The organism is Mycoplasma sp. (ex Biomphalaria glabrata) (assembly GCF_001484045.1).
Lineage (GTDB): Bacteria > Bacillota_I > Bacilli_A > Mycoplasmatales.
On sequence record NZ_CP013128.1, the window covers coordinates 166,283 to 187,536 of the forward strand.

The window sequence follows — 21,254 nt, forward strand, 5'->3', positions numbered from 1 at the left end:
TAATTAATATTCGTTTAATTTTGATAACTTGGTTTGTTTTATTATCAACACACAATATAATGCAACCCATGATACCCTCACCTATTGCATTCTTAAAACGAATTGGAATGTTAGTTCTTTGTAGACTAATAACTTCATCAGGATTTACACCAATAATTGAATTATATGGTCCTGTCATTCCGATATCAGTAATAAAGGCTGTCCCATTTGGTAAAAGTCTCTCATCCGCTGTTTGAACATGCGTATGAGTCCCATACAATGCTGTTATTTTACCGTCTAAAAATCACGCTAGTGAAATTTTTTCACTTGTGGCTTCTGCATGGAAGTCGATAATATGTAAATCTGAATTATCATTTTTTATTACTTCTTCTATGTAATGATATGGATTATCTGATTTATCAATAAAAGTTTTCCCCAGCAAATTAGAAACACGAATCGATTTATCTTTTCATTTAAAAACTTCTGTTCCTTTACCTAGATAATGAGGACCCATATTTAAAGGGCGAAGGATATTATTTTTTGTGCTTAATAATTCATTGACTTCACGATTCGCTAATATATGATTTCCTGATGTCAAAACATCAAATTTCTTTTCACAACATCATTGGTAATCTTTTTTATCAATACTTTTACCATTCGTCAAATTTTCAATGTTTGCTATTGTAAAATCTATATTATTGTCTTTGCGAATTATGTCTAAGTATTTTTCAATTGTTTCTTTTCCGACATTTCCAAAGATATCGCCAATAATTAATATATTCATAGTGAGTTCATTTCTATTTTATTCTTAATGTAATTATATACACTAGGTAATAAAAAAAATGCGATTAATCGCATTTAATTTCTTGATTTATTTTATTTTTAAATTCCTGGTCATTATTTAAATATTCTTTCAAGCGATCAATACCTTGAGCAATATTCTTATCCATATAAGAAAATCAAGAGCCTTTTTTAACAAGAATTTTCTTAGTAACCGCTTCATTAATAATATCTTCTAAAATATCTACTCCTTCGCCATAATTCACACGCAATGTTGTTGACAAAAACGGAATCCCTACTTTATTTTTTACAATTTTAGCTTTAATATAGTTTCCTGTTACTAATTCAACATCCTTAATCGATTTATCTTTTCTCACATCAATTCGTAGCGAAGAATAATATTTTAAAGCCTTACCTCCAGAAGTAACTTCTGGATTTCCAAACATAATTCCAATCTTATCGCGAAGTTGATTTATAAATATCACAATTGTTTTTGAATTAGCAAGAGCAGCATTAATTTTTCTCAAACCACGAGACATTAAACGCGCTTGAGCTCCCATTTGTTGGTCTTCCATGTTTGATTCTAATTCAACGACCGGTACAAGTGCAGCTACTGAATCAATAATTACTAGATCAACTTGATTATTTTTAACCAAATGTTCAACGATATCTAGAGCTTGTTCTCCACTATTTGGTTGAGCAATAATCATATTTTGTAAATCGACACCAATTGCTTGAGCATATTTTGGGTCTAGGGCATTTTCAAGATCAATGTATGCAACAACTTTATCTTCTTTTTGCGCTTGCGTTACAGCATGTAAAGCGATAGTTGTTTTGCCAGATGATTCTGGACCGTAAATTTCCACAATTCTTCCTTTAGGATAACCTTTTACTCCAATAATATTATCTAGACTTGGAATCCCTGTTGAAACACTTTCAACACTATTATTAGATTTAGCGCCAAGAAAGACAGCCGATCCTTTGCCGTATTTTTTTTCCATCTCTAAAATTACATTATTTAAACTATCCTGATTATTTGTCATATTTGTATTTATCATTTTATCACCAATCAAAATTAGCGAAAAATTGATTAAATTACTTTTTCAAGTCAAATCAAAAAATCATTTAAAATGTTTTCAATAGCATCATTAATTATTGATTCGCGATTGTTCTTATAACTTTTTCGTTCGAAAGAGTTCATTTGGTTCTTATTGCGATCATAAAAAGCGTAGTAATATTTGCCAATCTCGTTGTTTTTTTCACTAATTGGCCCAGCATTTCCGGTCGTTGAAATGTAAAAACGACAATTTACTTGGTTCGCTATTTCTTTAATTATTGTTTGCGCATACTCTTGTGAATAAACATTAATTGATTGATTGTTTAATGTTGTGTTTTTAAAATTCTTTTGATAGATGCACATCGACCCATAAAAAGTTTTTGATGAACCAGGAACTATTCCAATACAATAACCTAGTTTACCGAGTGTAAATGATTCGCATGTAAATACATTTTCATTATGAGTATTTAAAATGTCAAAAATTTTTTGATTAATCATATTAGAATTATTTTTTATTTTTTGCAACTTGTTTTTTAGGTTTTTTCTTTACATTGGTCAAAATATATTTAAAAACTTCTTGCCCGTAATGAAATCCACTAATGATACTAAATAATGCTGAAATGAATAGTGGAATTTGAGTAATATAAATCGCTAATTCAGCATCTTTTCTTGCACCGTCAGGTTTAATTGGTAGTACTTCAACAATGAAAGGTGTCACAAAAAATAAGATTAAAATAGCTATCATTTGTCACACTGTTTTTAATTTCCCAGAGAAATGAGCTGGTAAAATGATTCCTTTTGACGCTAGAAACATTCTTGACGCATCAACAATAGTGTCACGCATGATAAAAATAACAACAATGTAAATCGGCACCATTCTTGGAAAATAATATGCCATCACAATTAATGTTAAATTAATTAATAATTTATCAGCAATTGGATCAAAAAATTTACCAAACGTAGAAACAACATTTCACTTGCGTGCTAAATATCCATCAAGAAAATCGGTAACAGCTGAGAAAGTAAATATTGCGCCTGCCACTATTCAAAAAGTAAATCCATTATCGCCGCTTTTAATGTAATGAAATTCTTCCAATCTTGCAATATCGCTAGCCGCAATAGCTAGGAAAATAATTACTAACAAGAAAGAAATCATTCTTAGAACTGTTAATGCATTCGGAAATACTTGTTTAAAATTGTTCATCATTTAACACTATTCAATAAAATTATCTAAATCGATTTTACCCACTCCAAATAACATTGATCTACCAACTTCATGAGCAACATCTTTGCTTGTCAATAATTCAAGAATCGCTAATCCAAAAACAGTTGCTGAAGCCGGCCCTTTTGCTGTTATGATTTTCTTTTGTTCATTAATAGCTAAATGGTCCTTTGTTATTTTAGCGTTTTTTATGCTGCTAGTAATTGATTCACTAGGATAACATGAAATAGTTATTTCATCAATAATACCGGCACGTGATAAAGCAATTGGTCCTGCGCATATAGCAGCAGTTCATTTACCTAACTCATTATGTTTTTTAATTAAGTTCGTTGCGGCTGGTGACTTAGCAACTATATTAGCTGATTTTCCCCCAGGAACAATAACAATGTCATATATCGAATCAACATTCGCTGTTAGTGTTTCCGTCACAATCGTTACTTTTGAAGCACTAGTAGTCGTTACTTCATCATTAACATTAATTATTGAACATTTAACTCCCCCACGAGTTAATATATCTAATGTCATTATGCACTCGATATCTTCAAAACCATCCCCTACCAAGAATAAAGCATTTAAATTATTTTTAACCATAGATCAACCTTCCATTGAAATTAATACCTATTATTAGTTTAAATGATGAAAGTTTAAAATTTACAAAAAGAAAAATTAATTTTTAAATTTGTTTTTATAGTTTTTATCAATATAGTGTGTGACTTGTGTTTCTGTTTTATTGATAGCATCTAATATAGCCGTACTTAGAACTTGATGATGCCCTACTGAATTAAAATTGTGGTGATTTGCTCTTGTTAGTCATAAACTCATTTTTACTTCGAAATTGTTCTCTTTTAATAATTCGATTTCTACATTTACTTTGTCATCTTCACAAGTAATTTCGTGTTCATCTAATACTTTTTTAACTTTTTCTTTGATGAAATTTGTAGTATCGTTTTGTAAGTTATAGTTTTTTGAATGAATATTAAAAATCATATATACCCCTTTTAATAATCTAATTATACTTAAAAAGGTTTTTGATAAATAAATATTAAATTTTTAACCTAAATAATCACTGATTATTACTGTGATTTTAAAGAAAGTTTCTCGCTCAATCCGCGGTGATAAACCTGCTCGAAAACATGATCAGTTAATCAAAGAATAATTAGTAAACTAATTTCGGTAAAATATAAAGCAATTAGTGTTACATTTAATTCTCAACTAAAATCGTGTTTAATAAGTTTATTATGGAAATCATGGTTTTCAATAACAATGAAAGCTGTTGAAGCGCATGCAATGATAACAAGTATTAGTATGACAAGATAATAAATATTTGACGATAGTTTAGCGCAACGATGTAAACGCATTATCATCACAATAATTCAAAATGTGCCAATGATGGTAAAAATACCACCAGAGATTACATATGATAAAAATCAATGAAAATCTTGAGTGTGAATTTCTTTAAAAAAATTAAACTGCGTAATTGCTTGAATGGTATAAATAATAATGTTTGTAATAAATAATCCAAGTAAAATGATTAAGAATACTTGGTAAATTTTTTTACTATGACCCATGCTTATATTTTAACTAAAAAGTAAAGTTGATTTCATTTTCATTATTAATATCAACTTCTTTCCCAATCAATTCTGTTAAATAAGTTGGAACATTTAACTTAGTTACGTTTAAAATAAATTTATTTAAATCACCATTTGTTAAATTAATTTGAAAATGTTCATTAATTTCAGCAATGTTATTTTGATCAATAATAATCGCTTTTTCTTCTTTAAAAGAATAAATTTTTTGAATAGTTTTGTTGTTTAAAACGATTAAATACTGACAACTTGATAATTTATCAATTGGTACAACTTTAGCAATAATGGCAGCTAGATAAATTTGACTATATTTACTTGGATATAAATTTTTAATTTCGATGAATAAAATGCGTTCAGTAAAATTGTGAACTTGTATTTTTGATTTCTTCGCTAAACGAACGGACGTTGTTTTTTTCATTTCATTTTTAATTGCCATTTTCATAATTTTATGACCGTGCTTTAATAAAAAAATGAAAGTAGCGGTTGCCAATAAAAACAAACCTGTTACAGAAATGGCAGCGATTGCAGCAATTTTATAAATAATATGACCACCCATGTCACTTATTTGAAATAGTGTTGATGCACTAATGTAAGTTGAATATATTGAAAAGAAAACATCTATTGCTAAAAAAATGAAGTTAAATCTCATCATAAAATTATTTTGATTTAAATTCATATATGAAAAACATCACATTACATAAAAAATTATTAAGATAATAAATTGTATTTGTGAAAATTGTACACCAACAGCTTGTGAGCCAATGTAAGTTAAGATTAAACAAACTAGTCCAACAATTGATCAAATAACTCCTGCTCATTTTAATATCATGTAGCCGTTCAATAATTTGTGGATATTTAATTTCATCTTTCACTCCAAAATGTTTTTTAATTATATCACTTGCATAAAAAATAAAAAAACACCCGAATGGGTGTTTTTTTTGCAAACGTAAGCCAGATTCTGTTTTGTTCATCATTTATCTTGTATTGCTACCAACAAACATCGTTAAATTCCTAGTTTGCCTGCCCCTACCATTAATTTGGGTTGCTCGCTTATGGGGTTTACAACGTTCCACCTTAATCATTTCTAATTAAGCTCGTCTCTTTTGCACTTTTATAGACTACTAATGCATAGATATAAATCCTTAGCATATTCGTCAGCCGTCTAAATTACTTTAGCCTAGGTTTATTCTTTAACCTAGCATAAAAACTACTACCATCTCAGGTTGTGCGAGTCTGGACTTTCCTCTGCCTAGTTAAAAGACAGCGATGAACCTTTGCTATACTATTATACTATTTTTGAGTTTTTAGACCAAACCTACTTCTTTGGAATAGGTTTAGTATGAGAAAAAACTATCTCTTCTAATTTTGATAAACGTTTAATTAAATCTAGATTTCCATAATTTCCACTTTGGATGTTTTGTGTGTGATCCATGATAGTATTATTCTCATGAGTCAATTGATTTAAACGTTCACGTAATTCACGGTTATATTTTTCTGCTGTTGCTAATTGCATTTTTAATGAATGATTCAATTCATTCATAATGTGATAATCGTTAATAACGATATCCAAAAAGGCATTAACTTCGCGAACATTATACCCTTTTAGTTCAATAGAAAATTCTTTATTCGTTATATCATCAATTGATAAGTTAGAAACTTGGTCATCTTTAATTGGCACTGACATAATAATCTTCTTTCTATATATTAATAATAATCAACTAATAATAATTATGTTACAAAATGGTAAAAAAATTGAAAAAATGTTTATTAAATTTAAAAATAATGGATTTAAAACTTTAGCTTTATTTAGAGTTAGAGATTACTATGAATCAAATAAAAACCATGAAAATTTCTCAAATGAAATATCTTGTGATTTTATAGGTGTAATGAATGGTATTTTTATTGCTATAGAATTAAAAAGCACTAGTAACCCGATTGGTTTTAATAAATATAAAATTTCTAAAAATCAGCACTCCTTTTTACGGAAAACAGTTGAGTCAAATGGATTAAGTTGTGTATTTATATATTTCGAAAATAAAGATGTATTGTTTTACACAAATTATAATTTTTTTAAAGATTTTAAGGTTCCCCAAAAACTAAACTTTGAGTATTGTTCTAATAACTTTAAACAAATTAATAATGTATCAACTAATCCAACCACTACTTGAGAGTTGGAAAGAGTTATTAAAAAGGAAGTTGTTAAATTAATTTGAAATTTTTTGAATGTTATTTTCGTCAATTGTTTTCATACCATTTAATGTAGCTTGCTCTACATAAATATATTGAGGTAATAATTTTCTAACATAAAAAGCATTTCCACCTGATAAATATACTGGAACATCACTAGCAATATTATCAACTAACGCTTTTATCATCAAAGCGTGTCCATTAATAACACCAATTGAAACAGATTCAATAGTATTCTTTCCAATAAATTTTTCACACGTAGATATATCAATTTTTTTAAGTTGTGAAGCATTCTTAGTTAACGCTTCTAACGACATCATCAATCCAGGAGCAATCACTGTCCCATAAAATTCCTTATCCTTAATAAATGAAATAGTTGTAGTTGTCCCCATATTTACAATTATGCCGCTATTTACTTGATGGGCCACAAAAAATCCTAAAACAAGTAAATCAGTTCCAACTTGATGAGGATTATCTGTGCAAATTCTTATATTAATATTTTCCCTATTTAAATTAACAATTTCTAAAATATTGGAAATTTTTTTAGTTTCTAAAATAATTTTGCTATAAATCTCTGGAACAACTGAACAAATTACTAATCTAATTTCTTGATCATTAGTTAGTCAACTAGGTAAATTATTTCAAAAACCGTTTTTGAAATACTTTTTGTCTTTTGTAGGGATAATGTGATAACTAATTTTCTTATCATTACATGCCATAAATTTAATATTAGTATTTCCAATATCACAATATATTGTTTTCATTAATTTAATTCCTTACAAATCAATTTAGCTAATTCTAATTTCTTTGCTATGGCTGGAACGACTAGTATTAAATCTGCTCATTTAGCATTTTCAATATGTGATTGTGGGTATGATTCTAGATTTGAAATTTCTTTAATTGAGTTTAAGGAAGAATAATTTTTGTAGTTATTTTTAACGCAATCTGTTGTTATTACTCTAATTTCATACCTTGTTTTAAGTAGTTGAATAAGAGTAGGTGTTTTTACTAGAGCAACACTCCCGCTAGCAATAATTAATATTTTTTTCATACTTTATAAAACAACAAAATGCCCTTTGGCCATAAATTATCTACGTGCCAAGGCTGTAAATCTTATTATATAAGCAGCGATTGTTAATATAGTAGAAATAAAAGCGATTACATAAGTCATAGCTGCTCTGTTTAAAACAATTTTTGCCCCTTGAAATTCTTCTTGAGTTAAAAAATTGTTTTGTTTTAAATATTCTTTAGCTCTCTTAGATGCATCAAATTCAATCGGTAAGGTAACTAATTGAAAAATAGCTATACAACCTAACGCAATAACGATTCCCATAATAATAGTTATCATTCCGCTAAAACTAACAAAATTTAAAAAAATTCCTAAAAATAATAAAATAAATAAAAATCATAATACTTTTGAGGCAAAATTAGCTATTGGTAAAATAAGATTTCTGATTGATATTGCTTCATAACCTTTGTGTCATTGAACTGCATGACCAACTTCATGACAAGCAACAGCTTGAGCCATAATACTGTTACCATGATAAACATCAGGTGATAAAGTAATTGTTTTATTTTTTGGGTTATAACAATCTGATAAAAAATTTGTTCCTTGAATTATTTGAACATCATAAATTCCATGTTTTTGCAGCATCTCTATTGCCATTGAATAACCTGTTCTTCCGTTTCTTGCAGTCATTTTTGAATATTTATTAACTGCATTTTTAAACCAAAAGTGAACAAAAATTTGTAGGACAAATGTTGTTAATAATAAAAGCATCGATAACATTTGAGATGATTGTAAATCCATATCGCTTCTCCTTGAATTAAATTAGTAATATTTTACAACATACCGCTATAAAAAAGAAAAATACCGTTTCCGGTATTTTCTAGTTTAATTTTGTTTTAATTGTTTTTGAGAAACTAAACCCTGGAACAATTTTTGACGGAATTGATATCTTTGTTTGTGTTAAAGGATTAATTCCTTCTCTAGCAGCACTTCTTCTTGTTTTAAAGTAACCTAAACCGCCAAAAACAACTTTTGATCCTTCTGTTAAGTGTTTTGATACACTATTTTCTAATGCATCCAAAACTTCTTTAACATCTTTTTTTGTTAAACCAGTAGCTTCTGCTACTTCAGCAATAATTTGATTTGTTTGTATTTTTTTCATTATTTATAACCCTTTTCACTCTTTTTTGATTATAAAATAAAAAAATAGGATTTTTAAATAATGAATGCATTATTTCATGAGGATTTTGATTGTTATATAGGACTTCGTAAATCGCCTCTAAGATTGGAAATTTCTTTAAATGTTTTTTCCCTATCTTTTCTACAATAATTTTACATGCAGTGTAACCTTCAACCGTATTTTGAGTAGCTCATTCGTGGATACTAGTTGAATCGTTTAGTTTACCAAGTTCATATCCTGAACTAAAATTCCGAGATTTTTTGTTAGTTGCTGTTACTAACATATCACCCAACCCAACTAATCCATGTGTTAGTTTTGTCATTAACCCAAAATGTTTTAAAATTGATTTCATTTCGTTTAATGAAAATGTAATAAAAATGGCATTGGTATTATACTCATAATTTAAGCCTCACAAAGTTCCGGAAAATATTGCATAAATGTTTTTTAAAGCGCTTAGCATTAAACAAGCATCAATATCTTTTTCAACAGTCACGTGAAAGTATTTATTATTTGTAAAGGTATTAGCGGTCATTACGGCAAGTTTTGGTGATTCAGACGCAGCACTAATACATGTTAGTTTCTCATCTAGAACTTCTTGTGCTAATGATGGACCAACTAGTGAGACTAAGTTTGCTGTTACATTTTTTGGAGAAACCTCTTTAATATAATGAGAAATCAACGTTCCTGTAGGACTAAAACCTTTAGAAATTATTATAAATGTTAGTTTTTTATCCAACTTATAATTCATTGATCCAATAGCTTCACTTAGTTTTTCTATAACTTCCTTAATAACTTTTGTAGGAACAGCGATAATGATAACATTAGAAAATTTTAAAACATCTACTAATGATGTTGTTGCTGATATATTTTTTGGCAATTTGATGTTTTTTGCAAATTTTTCATTAGTGTTTTGATTGTTAATTTCATTTTTTTGAACTTCATCTAATGTTCACAATAAACATTCGCTTCCATTTTCAGCCGCTACTTTTGCTAATGCTGTTGCTCAAATTCCGGCTCCCAAAAAACTTATTTTGGAAAATTTATTTACGCGTTGACCCATTTAATTACCTTTTATAATTTTTTAACTTCATGTATATCGGAATATACTTAATATCAAAACCTACTCTTATCTTATTTAAAACGAATCGTTCATATGATTCTGGCATTAGTGTCGTATCGTTAACGTAAAGCAAAAATATAGGTGGCATTAATTCTTTTTTAATTACCTTAATTTGATGAATTTTAACAGTTCTTCCCTTAACTTTTGGTGGAGCTTGTAAAAATCCCAAATTCAAAACTAAATGTGATAACTCTAATTCCGAAATTGGTATATTCAAGTTTTGTTTAATGTTATATAACCCTTCAAATATTTTATGAAGATTTTTTTATTGATGGCAGAAGTAAAAAAAACTTGCGCTCAATCGACATAATTTAATTTTACCTTCAATTCTTTTTTAATTTTTTCGATTTCAGCTTCATTCAACATATCAGATTTGTTAACGATAATTAAAAAAGGTTTTTCAGATTCATTAAGTGTTGCTGCTATATCTAGATCCATTTTTGACAATGATTGAGAACCATCAATTACAAAAACTGCAAAATTAGATCTTTCAATTGCTAACTTAGTCTTTAGTATACTGATTTCCTCAATTGAATCTAGTGCTCGGTTCATTCTTTTAATCCCGGCTGTATCAACAAGGGTAAAATGTTTTTTGTCATACACTAAGTCAATATATACACTATCTCTTGTTGTTCCAGCAATTTCCGATACTATTGAACGTTGCTCTTTTACTAATGCATTAGCAATACTACTTTTTCCAACATTTGGTTTTCCAATCAAACAAAAACTAAATTCTGATGTTGGATTCGGTTTTGCTTCATGCTCTTCTAAATAACTTGTAATAGCGTTTAATAGATCTCCAACATTAATTCCGTGAGATGAACTTACAAAAAAAGGTTTGCCAAATCCTAGTTTTTCTCATAAGTATTCTTGTTCTGGATTTTGATCATTTCCATCAAATTTATTAGCAACAATAAAAACTTTTTTATTTGGATATTTTTTTAATAATTTAGCAACGTATTCATCATCGTATACAATTTGATCTTCATATGATGTTAAAAAAATAATAATATCAGCTTCATCAATGGCAAATTGTGCTTGAATATTAATTTCTTTTTGAAAATTCAAATGTTCTTTTAATTGAATACCACCAGTATCGATTAAAATAAAATCTTTATTTTTCCAATTAACTTCACCATAGATTCTATCTCTAGTGACTCCAGGTTCGTCATGGGTAATACTATCTCTTGTTTGAGTTAGTCTATTAAATAATGTACTTTTCCCAACATTTGGTCTTCCTACAATCGCTACTATATTATTAATCATCATTGATTATCTAATCATAGAAATAGCTACAGTTGCAACAACTAAAATTATTCCTAGTGTTGATCATAGATATATTCTGCCGGTATGGTCTAATTTTTTTGGTTTATTTTATCACTCAAAATATTATTTATATCCGCTTTTATATTCATAAATTCTCTAGCAAGTTCATTTGATACATTTTTACTTGTCTGAATTTTACGTTCAGTGCTTCGAACAAGTATACGAACTTTGTCTTCAGTTTCTTTTATTGCTTCTAAAGAAAATTGTTTTGTGCTATCCATTTTGTGAGATGTTAATTCTTGATATAACTTTTTAAGTTCATCTATAGATTTTTGAATTAATAACTCTTCTGAAATAACTTGTGTTTTATTTATATTATCAATTAAAACATCCATTTCGTGATTGCTATCATGTATATTATCTGCAATTCTAATATCACTATCTTCTAGATTTTCTTTTTCTGCTGCAAAATCATAATTTGAATCATCTAGAATTGTTTCATATTTAGAGACAACATTTACTTTATTTGCCTCATCACTTTTACAATCCGTTAAGAATTCTTTTAAATTTGGTAATGCATTATTCAGGTGACCCAATGATTTGTGACATTTCAAGGTGTTAAGTGGTACACTTGTTCCTAAGGCAGCTTTCCCGGTTGGACTAGTGCATTCGTATATTACACCATCATTTTTCGTTAATTCTTCCTCTAATTTATCGTCTAAAGAAACAAAATTATTGTTTTCGCCGTCAAGCGATGCTGCTAACTTAGAAAATTTCTCGCTTCTTGAAACTTTTATCGCCATATTATCTCCTTATATTTCTATACTTTAATATTAAAAAATATTATTTTTTTTATGGAAAATAAAATTATTTAATTGGGGATTCTAAAGAAAAACGAATTTTTTTACCATCCTGTAAAACATTAAAAACATGATTATACAGTCGATCATAATTAATTTCTTGACCTTTTAAATAAAAACCAAATTTTTGTGCAGCAATATTCAATCATTTTAAATAATCATCAAGATCACTAGTCTCACATTTAAAAGTTGCGGCAAATTCTTTTGGGTATTTTTCCTTAAAGAAATTAAATATTTGCTCAACAACTTCTTCAAGCGGTAAAACTTGACGTTTAATAGAATTAATAATGGATAAATTTAGACTAATTTTATCGTTTTCAAATTTCGGTCATAATAAACCAGGTGTGTCACAAATTTCAAAATTGTCATCAATTTTAATATTTTGAAAAGCTTGCGTTAAACCAGGTCTATTTTGAACTCTAGCTGATTTTTTATTAGATAAATTATTTATCAAACTACTTTTCCCAACATTCGGTACCCCGACAACCATAATTTTGTGGTAAGAAAAACGATGTTCTAATTTAATTTTTTTAAGAATTAAAGAACGAACATCAGGTCATATTTTGCGATTCTTTAAGTTAGCAAATAAGTATTGATTAGGGTAATTTTTGTCAAAATATTCTCGTCATAATTTAGTTATTTTCGGATCTGCTAAGTCATCTTTAACAATAACGTAAATTACATGCTTATTTTTTAAAATTTTCTTTAAATCAGGATGAATACTTGATAAAGGGCATCTAGCATCTAAAACAAATAAAAAAACATTAAAAGAGTTAACATTTCTTTTTGTTAGGTCAAAGTGTTTTTTCATGTGACCTGGATATCAATTAATTAAGGTTTTTTTAATATCTTCCAAAATTAGTCCTTAGTTGTTTTTTTTGTTTTTTTAGAGTTTAAAAAGGCTTTACCAAAACATTCTCTCAATACTTTAGAAAAATAAACGGCTCCACCTTTTACACGTATTTTATTACTAGCAACTTGTACTTTCATTGTACTTCTTCCTGTCAATAAATCTTTTAAAACGGCAGAAAACGCTCAAACAAAATATGTTGATTGCAAAATGCTATCAAATGGCATTTCGCGCACAACAGCCGCATTTCTAGTCAATTTAATCTGATAATGATATCTTTCATCTAAAGTAAAACCTATTGTTTTATTTAAATGTTTTTCAACAAATTGATAATTTTTGGCAATGTAGTCAACTAATTGTTTTGGACTATAGTGATCAATCGCTGTATAGCTATCACGCTTACGTAAAGTTACATTAATAGCTGAACATGAAAATGCTGAAGTCAAGATGGCAGAGTTTCCTCTCCCACCAGGAAATCCATCTATATTTGAAGCAATTAAATTTTGCATTGGTGTTGCGAATGGACGTTTATTTCAACCAAATTCATGAGTATGATTTTTCCCGAAAGTTGTATCATTATCGTCGCCAATACGCGATTTAATGTCATTTTGAGATAAAACTTCAATAAATTCGATATTACCTTTTATCAATGGGAAGTAACGAATTAATTGTTTTTCAATTCAAAGACTAATTTCTTCTTTATTAAAGAATTGATTATTCATTTTACAAATTTTAATAAACAATGCTCCTGTTTTTTTATTAGCATCATGAGGATAAATCTCATTTTGATTAAAAATTAAAATCGGACTCTCTTGGTAACCACGTTCCTCTAAAAAATTCCAATTAGACTTTGAACCCAAAGAAAGCATAATGTTATAAACTGGACTAAAAATTTTAAATACTTTAGGATGGTTTTTTAAACCAACTAAGATATAATTTTCGACTAATGCTTTCTCATCATTATTAGCAAAATTACGGTAATTATTTACCCTAGTTGTTTTATTTGTCGATAATAAACTATTTGCAATATTTTTCATACTTGTTCCAGCAACAAAACGACTAGCGTTTATTTTCTTTGGTGAATTATTCATCAATACCAGAAGACTTTTAACTTCATCACCTTTTGTGTTTAATTGCAATGCTTTGGAAGATTTTTTAACGTTGCTGCCTAAAGAAATCATTTGTTCTTCTAAAACACCAATAAATTTTCTAGAATAACCTTCAACAAAATGAAAACCCCCAATTAAATAATGGGTCATATTGTATATGAATATTTTGGCATCTAGTTCGCTATATGGTAAGTAAAAGAAAATTCAAAATGATTCAAAGAAATAACAAATATTATTATCGCGAATAAAATATTTATCAATTACATCTTTTGCTGTTTTAAATTGCTGTGAGTATTCTTGAAAATAATCATATGATTCGTGACATTTTTTTAATTCTTGAAAAAATTCTTCAATCTCTCTTGATGATAATGAATACAGTTGCTTTAATTGAGCAACATTATTTTTTCAATTATTTTGAAAAATAATAGGCGTTTTAGAAGGTAATATTAATTCAAATTTTACTTTAGGTAAGATTGTTTTAATTTTTGTTCCAACTTCTAAATTGTTAAGAAGTTGTTTTGTTTCGGATGACTCACTTAAATCAAGAGGTCAAAAACAATCAAAATTGTACTCATTTTTTTGATGAATCCTTGTATAAGTTTGATAATAGCCACCAAGTGAATCATTTTTGTCAACAATCAACGTTTTTGTTCCCCTTGTAGCGATAATCAAAGCAGTAATTAAACCAGTTAATCCACCACCGATAACAATTGTGTTAAATTTAGTAGTTTCTCTAACTTTTTTAACTTTCTTTTGAACTTGTGATTCATTTTTTAATTCATAAATCATTAATTAATCCTTTCTCCAATTAAATATGGATAGTGTACTCTATTAATTTTCACATTAATAAATTCTCGTTGTTTATTATTTTCACTTCTCGGAATTAAAATCTTTAAGTATTGCGATGAATGACCGAATTGATAATGTTGACCTTCAATAATGATATCTTTATTTTCTAAAATAATCTCAACTGTTTTACCAACAAATTTAACGAAAAAACTATTTTTAAGTTCATCATTTAGTTTATGCAATTCTTTAACACGATTTAATTTAAATTTCTCAGCAATATCATGAAGTTTAGCTGCTGGAGTAAAACGACGTTTAGAAAATGGAAAAATATGCATTTCAAAAAAACCTATTTCTTTTATTTTTTCGATCGATTGCACATGTTGTTGTTCTGTTTCAGTTGGAAAACCAGTTATATAATCCGTTGTAATCGCCACGTCTGGTATGTAATTTCTTATTTTTTTAATTAATTTAATAAATTCTTCAATTGTATAGTGACGGTTCATCGGTTTTAAGACCTCGTTTGAACAAGATTGAACTGGAATGTGGAAATGCTTTGCAATAATCTTACTATTCTTTATAAATTCTAAAACTTCCTCTGTAATTTGAGTTGGTTCAATTGAAGATATTCGTAATCTCTTTAAACCAATAACTTGATTTTCAATATCTGTTAAAAGATTAGCAAAATTGTACGTTTTTAAATCTTCCCCGTAGCCCCCTGTATTTATCCCGGTTAAAACAATTTCGTAAAATCCCTTATTAACTAAATTTTGACATTCACGAATAATTGCTTGAGCATTTTTTGATCGCATGCCACCTCTTGAATAAGGGATGATGCAATATGAACAAAAATTGTTACAACCGTCTTGAATTTTTACAAAAGCTCTTGTGTGATCAGTATAATAATCAACTAGCATTGGTTCAAAGTGTTTTTCGAATAAAATGTTTTTTACTTTGTTTAACTGCATTTCATTCTTAGCATATTTTTCCAAGTACTCTTGAAGAATTAGATAAAAATCACCTTTTAAATGGTTTCCTAAAATAATATCTACTCCATCAATTGCTGCTACTTCTTCATTAGCAACTTGAGTGTAGCAACCTACAGCGCAAATTATTGCTTGTGGATTTTTTTTAATTGCTTGACGAATATATTTACGACTTTTAACATCGCTTTCATTTGTAACTGTGCATGTATTGATAATGTATAAGTCAGCAACATCATTAAAATTAACCTCTTTTAGGTTATTTTTTAATAGATCATTACGGATTAATTCACTTTCGTAAGTATTAACCTTACAACCAAGTGTGTGAATAGCAAATTTCATATTATTGAAATTTTACCAAAATAATGTTTTAGTCTAAAACCAATTTGGTATTTTAATTTTATTCCCTACAAATCAAAATAATACAAATAGTAAAATTGTTGAAGATAATAGGATATTAGCAACGACTGGTTGTAACGGTAGAACAATCAAAGATATTTCTAAAAAAATTAAAAATAATCAATTAATAATTTTATATTTTGAGTGCACATACTCATTTTCTGCCAATCCAAATAGACTTAAAAATAATAGCGAAGTAATTAGGGAAATTATGATAAATGGTAAATATCTCGCATTATAATCAGCAACAATAAAATACCCAATTCATAACATCAGAGCAAGATCTAAAAACAAATATAAAATTAAACGAGTATCTCTAGCAATAAATTCCTTTTTATAACCAGACGCATGGATAACATCTTTCGCTAATTTATTTTTGGAATTTATAATAGGCTTTAACAAGAAAATAGCAAACTTGTGTAAAACAATTAAATAATTTTTACTCAAAATGAAATTAGAAATTCTTTGTTTAAATTTAATTCATTTTTCGGAAAATCCAAAAATATTGTATCAATTTAAAATTCCTAATAATGCAACTCAAATAGAAAAAATCCACGTTATTACTTCATTAATATTAATTGGCAAAGTTCCAGCAAAATCCCTTCAAACTATTGTAAATTTTAGAACTTCTAATGTGTTTGTAAATAAATAAATTATATATTGTTCCGGGATAGCAATAATGTATAGCACTTCACTTACCATTCCCAAAGTTGTATTAAAAGTATCGCTTCCGATTCTTAAAAACGAATTTTCTTCTGGTAAATAATTTCCATTTCCATCCATAAATGGTTTAAAACTATGATCAAGTCAGTTAATTTCATAATAAAAAGGAACTAATAATATTAAAATAAGTCCTAAAATTATTAATTTTCATTTGCGATTAATTTTTAAAATTTTTTCATGTGAAAATGATAAATTATAATTTCGTTTTCAATATCAAAAAGCAACAACAACTGTGGTTGTTGTTAAAATTGCGTATTGCGTATCTCCCATAAAACCAGTGGCATAACTCGTCGGAATGAAGGATAAACATGCAAAGAAGTATCAAAAAAATGATGATATTTTTCCTTTCATCGCTAAAAACATTCCAAAAACGCTTGTAATAGAGGAAATTGCACTTATTGCGTAATACAAATTCAACGACATACTAAATGGCGTGGTTTGTGAAGTTACTTCTTGTAAATTAATAACTAATCCTCAAATAGCTACGCATAAGTATGTTCCTAAAAACAAAAGCATTGCTTTTGATAGCGATAAAATATCTTTAATAAGATAATTAATTCCTAAAAATCAAATATCACCTAAGAAAATATTTTTTAAAATATTACAAGTTATTTTTGGATTAACATATCCAATACACAGCATTTATTTTTTTCCTTTTTTTTTGGATGCTTCTAGAACACTTAGTGTAAAAAAAATCTCAAAAACTACTAAAAAAATAACATAAACAGCACAAAAAATGCATAAGTATCGAACACTTAAATAATCAAATCCAGCATACATACAAAGTCCTGTCATCACTAACATAATTATATGTCCCAGTCATCAATATTTTACTCCAATAGTCATTCATACTAATCATAAAATAACGATTGATAAATAAAATCATCAAAATGAAAAAATGTTTCCTCCATCATAATTTTTTTGCCCTTTTTCTAAAGCAATTAAGATAAAAACCGCAAGAATTATAAACGGAGAAATATATTTAAGCATTCTTAATGTATGTCATATTTTGTTAAATGATGAAACTTTAAACATTTTTGTTAATAATTTCATTCTCTTTAATTTTACATTTTATAAAAAAACAAATTAATTATTATGCTTTTACTTTACACATTCTAAATTTACAAACTAATTCAAAAAACGAAATTCTTCTAAAAACTAAAAAAACAATTTCAATTATTACAAAGACTACTCCAATAATATTGAAAATCAAGGCAGAAATAATAAATTGTAATACTCAATAGGATAATATTTCTGTACGATGGGCTAATCTTCGTTCATCTTGTTTTACCATTTTGATGCCAAATTGTGTCATTCAAAAAGTATTACGGATTAATGATAAGAATACTAAATCAAGAATGATCAAGAAAAATCCAGCAGTAATTAAACATATACAGGCAAAAGGTTTAATTAATATTACATGAGACGTGATGTATCAAAGTGGATTATAATGTAGCAGTTCCAAAAGCCCAATAAGGAAACAACACATTCCAATTTGTGTGAATAAAAAACATGAAAATTTCTTAAAATTTGAAGCATTTGACATTTGCATAACTTTATTAATATACATAAAAACAGAATTAAATGGCGGTAAAAGAACAAAATTTTATTTAAAAATAAAAAAATAAGCAAAATTTGCTTATTTTTTGTAATCATTAATATTAACTTTTTTAGTTATTAATGCTTGGGATAATTTTTGATTATTACATGCTAATCCATATATTACGTTATCATTCTCATCGAAAATTAAGTGATAACCATTATTAATGGTTGGTAAAATAAATTCTTTTGATTTATCATTTTTATTTTGATATCTACCTACAATTGTTATATTGCTCCCGAATATATATGTCATAATCGGCAAAGTTAATGAAATGTATGATTCATCTTTTCCACAAATATGTGATCCTGCAATTTTCCCATGAAGTCTAGCTTCAGCCCACAATTTGCGTAAAGGTTTATTTTCGATATTAGCAACATCGCCAATTGCGTAAATATCTGGTAAATTAGTTTGCATTTTTTCGTTAACAATAATTCCGTTCGACCCGATCTTCAAATCAGTATTTTTAAATAAATCAACATTTGGAACTGTTCTTGAAGAGATTAACATACAATCCGCTTCTAATTTTCTTCCGTCTTGTAGAATCAATTTTTTAAATTCTCCGCGGTTATTTTTAACAACTTCTTTTATGCGGACTTCTGTTACGAATTCAACATTTTTCTTTTTTAAATCTTCAATAATGACTGGTAAAAATTGTTCTGAAAAATTATTAACAAGTGGTCGTGACATATACTCTAAAAGCGTTATTTTTATTCCGTGCTCACCAAGCGAACTTGCTACTTCAATACCAGTTTCTCCAGCTCCATGAATTAATGCTGTTTTAAAATTTTTTTTATAAATTTCTTGAATAACATTAGCATCCTCGAAATTTCTAGTCATGTAAATATGTTTTGCATCTTCACCTGGATAGTTTTCTTTAGCAACCAATACACCTGTTGCAATAATTAACTTATCATAATTAAATGTTTCTGATGATGTTAGAACTTTTTTTGCATTTGGGTCAATTGATGTAACCGTTAATCCTAAATGAACATTGACTTTTTTTTCATCATATCATGCCTGATTATGTAAATAAAAAACGTCACTTTCTGCAACTTTTAGATCACCTATCACATCACTTATCATTATTCGGTTATATGGTAAAACGTTTTCTTTTGAAATTAATGTTATTTGAGCATCTTGATTTAAATTACGGATCGTTTCAATAGCAACAACTGAAGCAACCCCCCCGCCAATAATTAATATATTCATATAATTTAAGTTAATCAAGTTCTTGCATTAAACATGCTTTATGAGAAATAGGTTTGAAAACATCATCTGATTCTAGTAAATCATTAATAATTGCATTACCAATTTTTTCACCATACTTGTGACATTGTTTCAATTGTACCTGACTTGGTTTAAAATTAATTGCCAAACCTTTCATAGTAGCAAATCCTATTTGAGCAAGACGAGCAGTTAAATTAGGAACACCCTCTCCACTTCATCCATACGAACCAAAAGCAGCACCTATTTTGCATTTTTGATTACATGCGGATAAACTTGATAAAATATCGTGTGCTAATGGCAAGGCATCATTATTAATAGTACATGAACCTATAACAACAGCTGATGCTATGGCAATATTTGTTAATATTTCTGGTTTTTTTGCTGCATAATTAGCAACATCAATTGGGTAAGGATAAATTCTTATAGATTTATCTACACTTTTAATTCCTTTTTCAATCTCGGCAGCCATCATTGCTGTGTATCCATATGCTGTGCAATAAGGAATTACAACAATTTTTTTAGTAATTTTCTCTTCTGTTGATCATTCTTTATATTTATTAACAACAAAGTCAATTTTTTCATCTAAAACTGGTCCGTGTCCACAACAAATTAGGTTATAATCCAAACGTTTTATTTTATCAATTGCAAATAGAACATGTTTTTTAAACGGACTAAAAATCGCTGTGTAATAATATTGAAAAGCTTTAAAATAATCGTCTCACTTGTTTTGTGGTAATTTCGACATCAAAATGTCATCAAAAGCATAATGAGAACCGAACGAATCGCAAGTTACTAAAATTTTTTCTTCTTTAATATATGTATAAATTGAATCTGGTCAATGTAACATTGGTACATTTAAAAATTGAAATGTTGAATTTCCAATTTTTAAATCTTTGCCTTCCACTGCTTCAACTGTATTTAAATCATCGATGTTCGTTACTTCTTTTAAGTATTTAATTGTGTTTTTTGAACCAATAATTTTTATATTCGGAATTAATTTTGCTAAATTTTCTACACTGCCTGAATGATCTGGTTCAGTATGGTTAACAAGAATGTATTTAATTTGAGATAAATCATTCCCCACAACTTCCTTAATTTTTTTGATGTACTCATCATAAAATAGTACTTTAACTGTTTCAAATAAAACGTATCCTTCGGAAGTTTTGTAAATGTATGAATTGTAAGATGTACCAAAATCAGTAACCATAATGATATCAAATATTTTAATATCGTGGTCTTGAGATCCTACATATCATAGATTTTCACGAAGTTGCAATGAATGCAAACCATCATGTTTTGTTAATTTTTCCATATATTCCCCTTAATAT

At 27.9% G+C, this 21,254-nt stretch carries 26 protein-coding genes and 1 other RNA gene (1 of these 27 cut by a window edge); 1 reads left to right on the plus strand and 26 read right to left on the minus strand.

What is annotated here, in order from left to right; genetic code table 4:
• The 10 genes from ASO20_RS00510 to ASO20_RS00555 all read right to left on the minus strand — a co-directional run.
• On the minus strand, positions 1–763 hold the 5' portion of the coding sequence (locus tag ASO20_RS00510; protein WP_085055968.1) for a TIGR00282 family metallophosphoesterase. It extends 29 nt beyond the left edge of the window; the window shows 763 of its 792 coding nt (coding positions 1–763); the start codon lies at positions 761–763; its stop codon lies beyond the left edge, outside the window.
• A 64-nt stretch (positions 764–827) separates the two neighbouring features.
• Positions 828–1,817, minus strand: coding sequence for a recombinase RecA (gene recA / locus ASO20_RS00515; RefSeq protein ID WP_232297032.1), 990 nt, complete (start codon positions 1,815–1,817; stop codon positions 828–830).
• A 32-nt stretch (positions 1,818–1,849) separates the two neighbouring features.
• Complete coding sequence (locus ASO20_RS00520; RefSeq protein ID WP_085056489.1) at positions 1,850–2,314, minus strand: CinA family protein; 465 nt, start codon at positions 2,312–2,314, stop codon at positions 1,850–1,852.
• 7 nt (positions 2,315–2,321) lie between these two features.
• Positions 2,322–3,023, minus strand: coding sequence for a CDP-diacylglycerol--glycerol-3-phosphate 3-phosphatidyltransferase (gene pgsA, locus ASO20_RS00525; protein ID WP_198140237.1), 702 nt, complete (start codon positions 3,021–3,023; stop codon positions 2,322–2,324).
• Positions 3,024–3,029: 6 nt separating this feature from the next.
• A complete protein-coding gene (locus tag ASO20_RS00530) occupies positions 3,030–3,629 on the minus strand; it encodes a DJ-1/PfpI family protein (RefSeq protein ID WP_232297034.1) in 600 nt (199 codons plus the stop codon).
• Positions 3,630–3,704: 75 nt separating this feature from the next.
• Positions 3,705–4,025 carry an HPF/RaiA family ribosome-associated protein gene (locus ASO20_RS00535; protein ID WP_085055971.1) on the minus strand — a complete coding sequence of 107 codons (321 nt, stop codon included), beginning with the start codon at positions 4,023–4,025 and terminating at the stop codon, positions 3,705–3,707.
• Positions 4,026–4,111: 86 nt separating this feature from the next.
• Positions 4,112–4,606, minus strand: a complete 495-nt coding sequence (locus ASO20_RS00540) for a hypothetical protein (RefSeq protein WP_085055972.1) — start codon at positions 4,604–4,606, stop codon at positions 4,112–4,114.
• A 13-nt stretch (positions 4,607–4,619) separates the two neighbouring features.
• Entirely contained in the window at positions 4,620–5,453 is an 834-nt protein-coding gene (locus ASO20_RS00545) for a hypothetical protein (RefSeq protein ID WP_232297035.1), read from the minus strand.
• Between the two features lie 113 nt (positions 5,454–5,566).
• Positions 5,567–5,903, minus strand: an RNA gene (rnpB, locus tag ASO20_RS00550) — RNase P RNA component class B.
• Between the two features lie 36 nt (positions 5,904–5,939).
• Positions 5,940–6,308, minus strand: a complete 369-nt coding sequence (locus ASO20_RS00555) for a DivIVA domain-containing protein (RefSeq protein WP_085055974.1) — start codon at positions 6,306–6,308, stop codon at positions 5,940–5,942.
• 46 nt (positions 6,309–6,354) lie between these two features.
• On the opposite strand from ASO20_RS00555, the gene ASO20_RS00560 reads away from it, so the two are divergent.
• Positions 6,355–6,882, plus strand: a complete 528-nt coding sequence (locus tag ASO20_RS00560) for a Holliday junction resolvase RecU (RefSeq protein WP_085055975.1) — start codon at positions 6,355–6,357, stop codon at positions 6,880–6,882.
• Here ASO20_RS00560 and ASO20_RS00565 read toward each other — a convergent pair.
• The 16 genes from ASO20_RS00565 to ASO20_RS00635 form a co-directional block, all read right to left on the minus strand.
• Positions 6,829–7,575: a type III pantothenate kinase gene (locus ASO20_RS00565; RefSeq protein ID WP_085055976.1), complete on the minus strand. Its 747-nt coding sequence runs from the start codon at positions 7,573–7,575 to the stop codon at positions 6,829–6,831. The genes ASO20_RS00560 and ASO20_RS00565 overlap by 54 nt on opposite strands.
• Positions 7,575–7,862, minus strand: coding sequence for a flavoprotein (locus ASO20_RS00570; protein ID WP_085055977.1), 288 nt, complete (start codon positions 7,860–7,862; stop codon positions 7,575–7,577). The genes ASO20_RS00565 and ASO20_RS00570 overlap by 1 nt, the downstream gene beginning before the upstream one ends.
• Positions 7,863–7,898: 36 nt before the next feature.
• Positions 7,899–8,621 (minus strand): zinc metallopeptidase, encoded by a 723-nt coding sequence (locus tag ASO20_RS00575; protein WP_085055978.1) that lies wholly within the window; start codon positions 8,619–8,621, stop codon positions 7,899–7,901.
• Positions 8,622–8,700: 79 nt separating this feature from the next.
• Positions 8,701–8,982 carry an HU family DNA-binding protein gene (locus tag ASO20_RS00580; RefSeq protein ID WP_085055979.1) on the minus strand — a complete coding sequence of 94 codons (282 nt, stop codon included), beginning with the start codon at positions 8,980–8,982 and terminating at the stop codon, positions 8,701–8,703.
• The gene (locus ASO20_RS00585; protein WP_085055980.1) at positions 8,909–10,060 is read right to left on the minus strand and encodes an NAD(P)H-dependent glycerol-3-phosphate dehydrogenase; all 1,152 of its coding nucleotides are present in this window, start codon (positions 10,058–10,060) and stop codon (positions 8,909–8,911) included. The genes ASO20_RS00580 and ASO20_RS00585 overlap by 74 nt, the downstream gene beginning before the upstream one ends.
• Positions 10,061–10,064: 4 nt before the next feature.
• Positions 10,065–10,337, minus strand: coding sequence for a hypothetical protein (locus tag ASO20_RS00590; RefSeq protein WP_198140238.1), 273 nt, complete (start codon positions 10,335–10,337; stop codon positions 10,065–10,067).
• Positions 10,313–11,389: a ribosome biogenesis GTPase Der gene (der, locus tag ASO20_RS00595; RefSeq protein WP_085055982.1), complete on the minus strand. Its 1,077-nt coding sequence runs from the start codon at positions 11,387–11,389 to the stop codon at positions 10,313–10,315. Before der ends, ASO20_RS00590 begins: the two co-directional genes overlap by 25 nt.
• A gap of 86 nt (positions 11,390–11,475) precedes the next feature.
• Positions 11,476–12,189, minus strand: a complete 714-nt coding sequence (locus ASO20_RS00600; protein WP_085055983.1) for a hypothetical protein — start codon at positions 12,187–12,189, stop codon at positions 11,476–11,478.
• A gap of 64 nt (positions 12,190–12,253) precedes the next feature.
• A complete protein-coding gene (ylqF, locus tag ASO20_RS00605) occupies positions 12,254–13,102 on the minus strand; it encodes a ribosome biogenesis GTPase YlqF (protein WP_085055984.1) in 849 nt (282 codons plus the stop codon).
• A gap of 2 nt (positions 13,103–13,104) precedes the next feature.
• The gene (locus ASO20_RS00610; protein ID WP_085055985.1) at positions 13,105–14,994 is read right to left on the minus strand and encodes an NAD(P)-binding protein; all 1,890 of its coding nucleotides are present in this window, start codon (positions 14,992–14,994) and stop codon (positions 13,105–13,107) included.
• Complete coding sequence (mtaB, locus tag ASO20_RS00615) at positions 14,994–16,316, minus strand: tRNA (N(6)-L-threonylcarbamoyladenosine(37)-C(2))-methylthiotransferase MtaB (RefSeq protein WP_085055986.1); 1,323 nt, start codon at positions 16,314–16,316, stop codon at positions 14,994–14,996. The genes ASO20_RS00610 and mtaB overlap by 1 nt, the downstream gene beginning before the upstream one ends.
• 33 nt (positions 16,317–16,349) lie before the next feature.
• Positions 16,350–17,738 carry a nicotinamide mononucleotide transporter gene (locus ASO20_RS00620; RefSeq protein WP_085055987.1) on the minus strand — a complete coding sequence of 463 codons (1,389 nt, stop codon included), beginning with the start codon at positions 17,736–17,738 and terminating at the stop codon, positions 16,350–16,352.
• Complete coding sequence (locus ASO20_RS00625) at positions 17,739–18,149, minus strand: hypothetical protein (RefSeq protein ID WP_085055988.1); 411 nt, start codon at positions 18,147–18,149, stop codon at positions 17,739–17,741. It abuts the gene before it with no gap.
• 40 nt (positions 18,150–18,189) lie between these two features.
• A complete protein-coding gene (locus ASO20_RS03015; RefSeq protein WP_232297036.1) occupies positions 18,190–18,411 on the minus strand; it encodes a hypothetical protein in 222 nt (73 codons plus the stop codon).
• 324 nt (positions 18,412–18,735) lie between these two features.
• On the minus strand, positions 18,736–19,908 hold the full coding sequence (locus tag ASO20_RS00630; protein ID WP_157061693.1) for an NAD(P)/FAD-dependent oxidoreductase: 1,173 nt from the start codon (positions 19,906–19,908) through the stop codon (positions 18,736–18,738).
• A gap of 10 nt (positions 19,909–19,918) precedes the next feature.
• Positions 19,919–21,238: an FprA family A-type flavoprotein gene (locus ASO20_RS00635; RefSeq protein WP_085055990.1), complete on the minus strand. Its 1,320-nt coding sequence runs from the start codon at positions 21,236–21,238 to the stop codon at positions 19,919–19,921.
• Positions 21,239–21,254 lie beyond the last annotated feature (16 nt).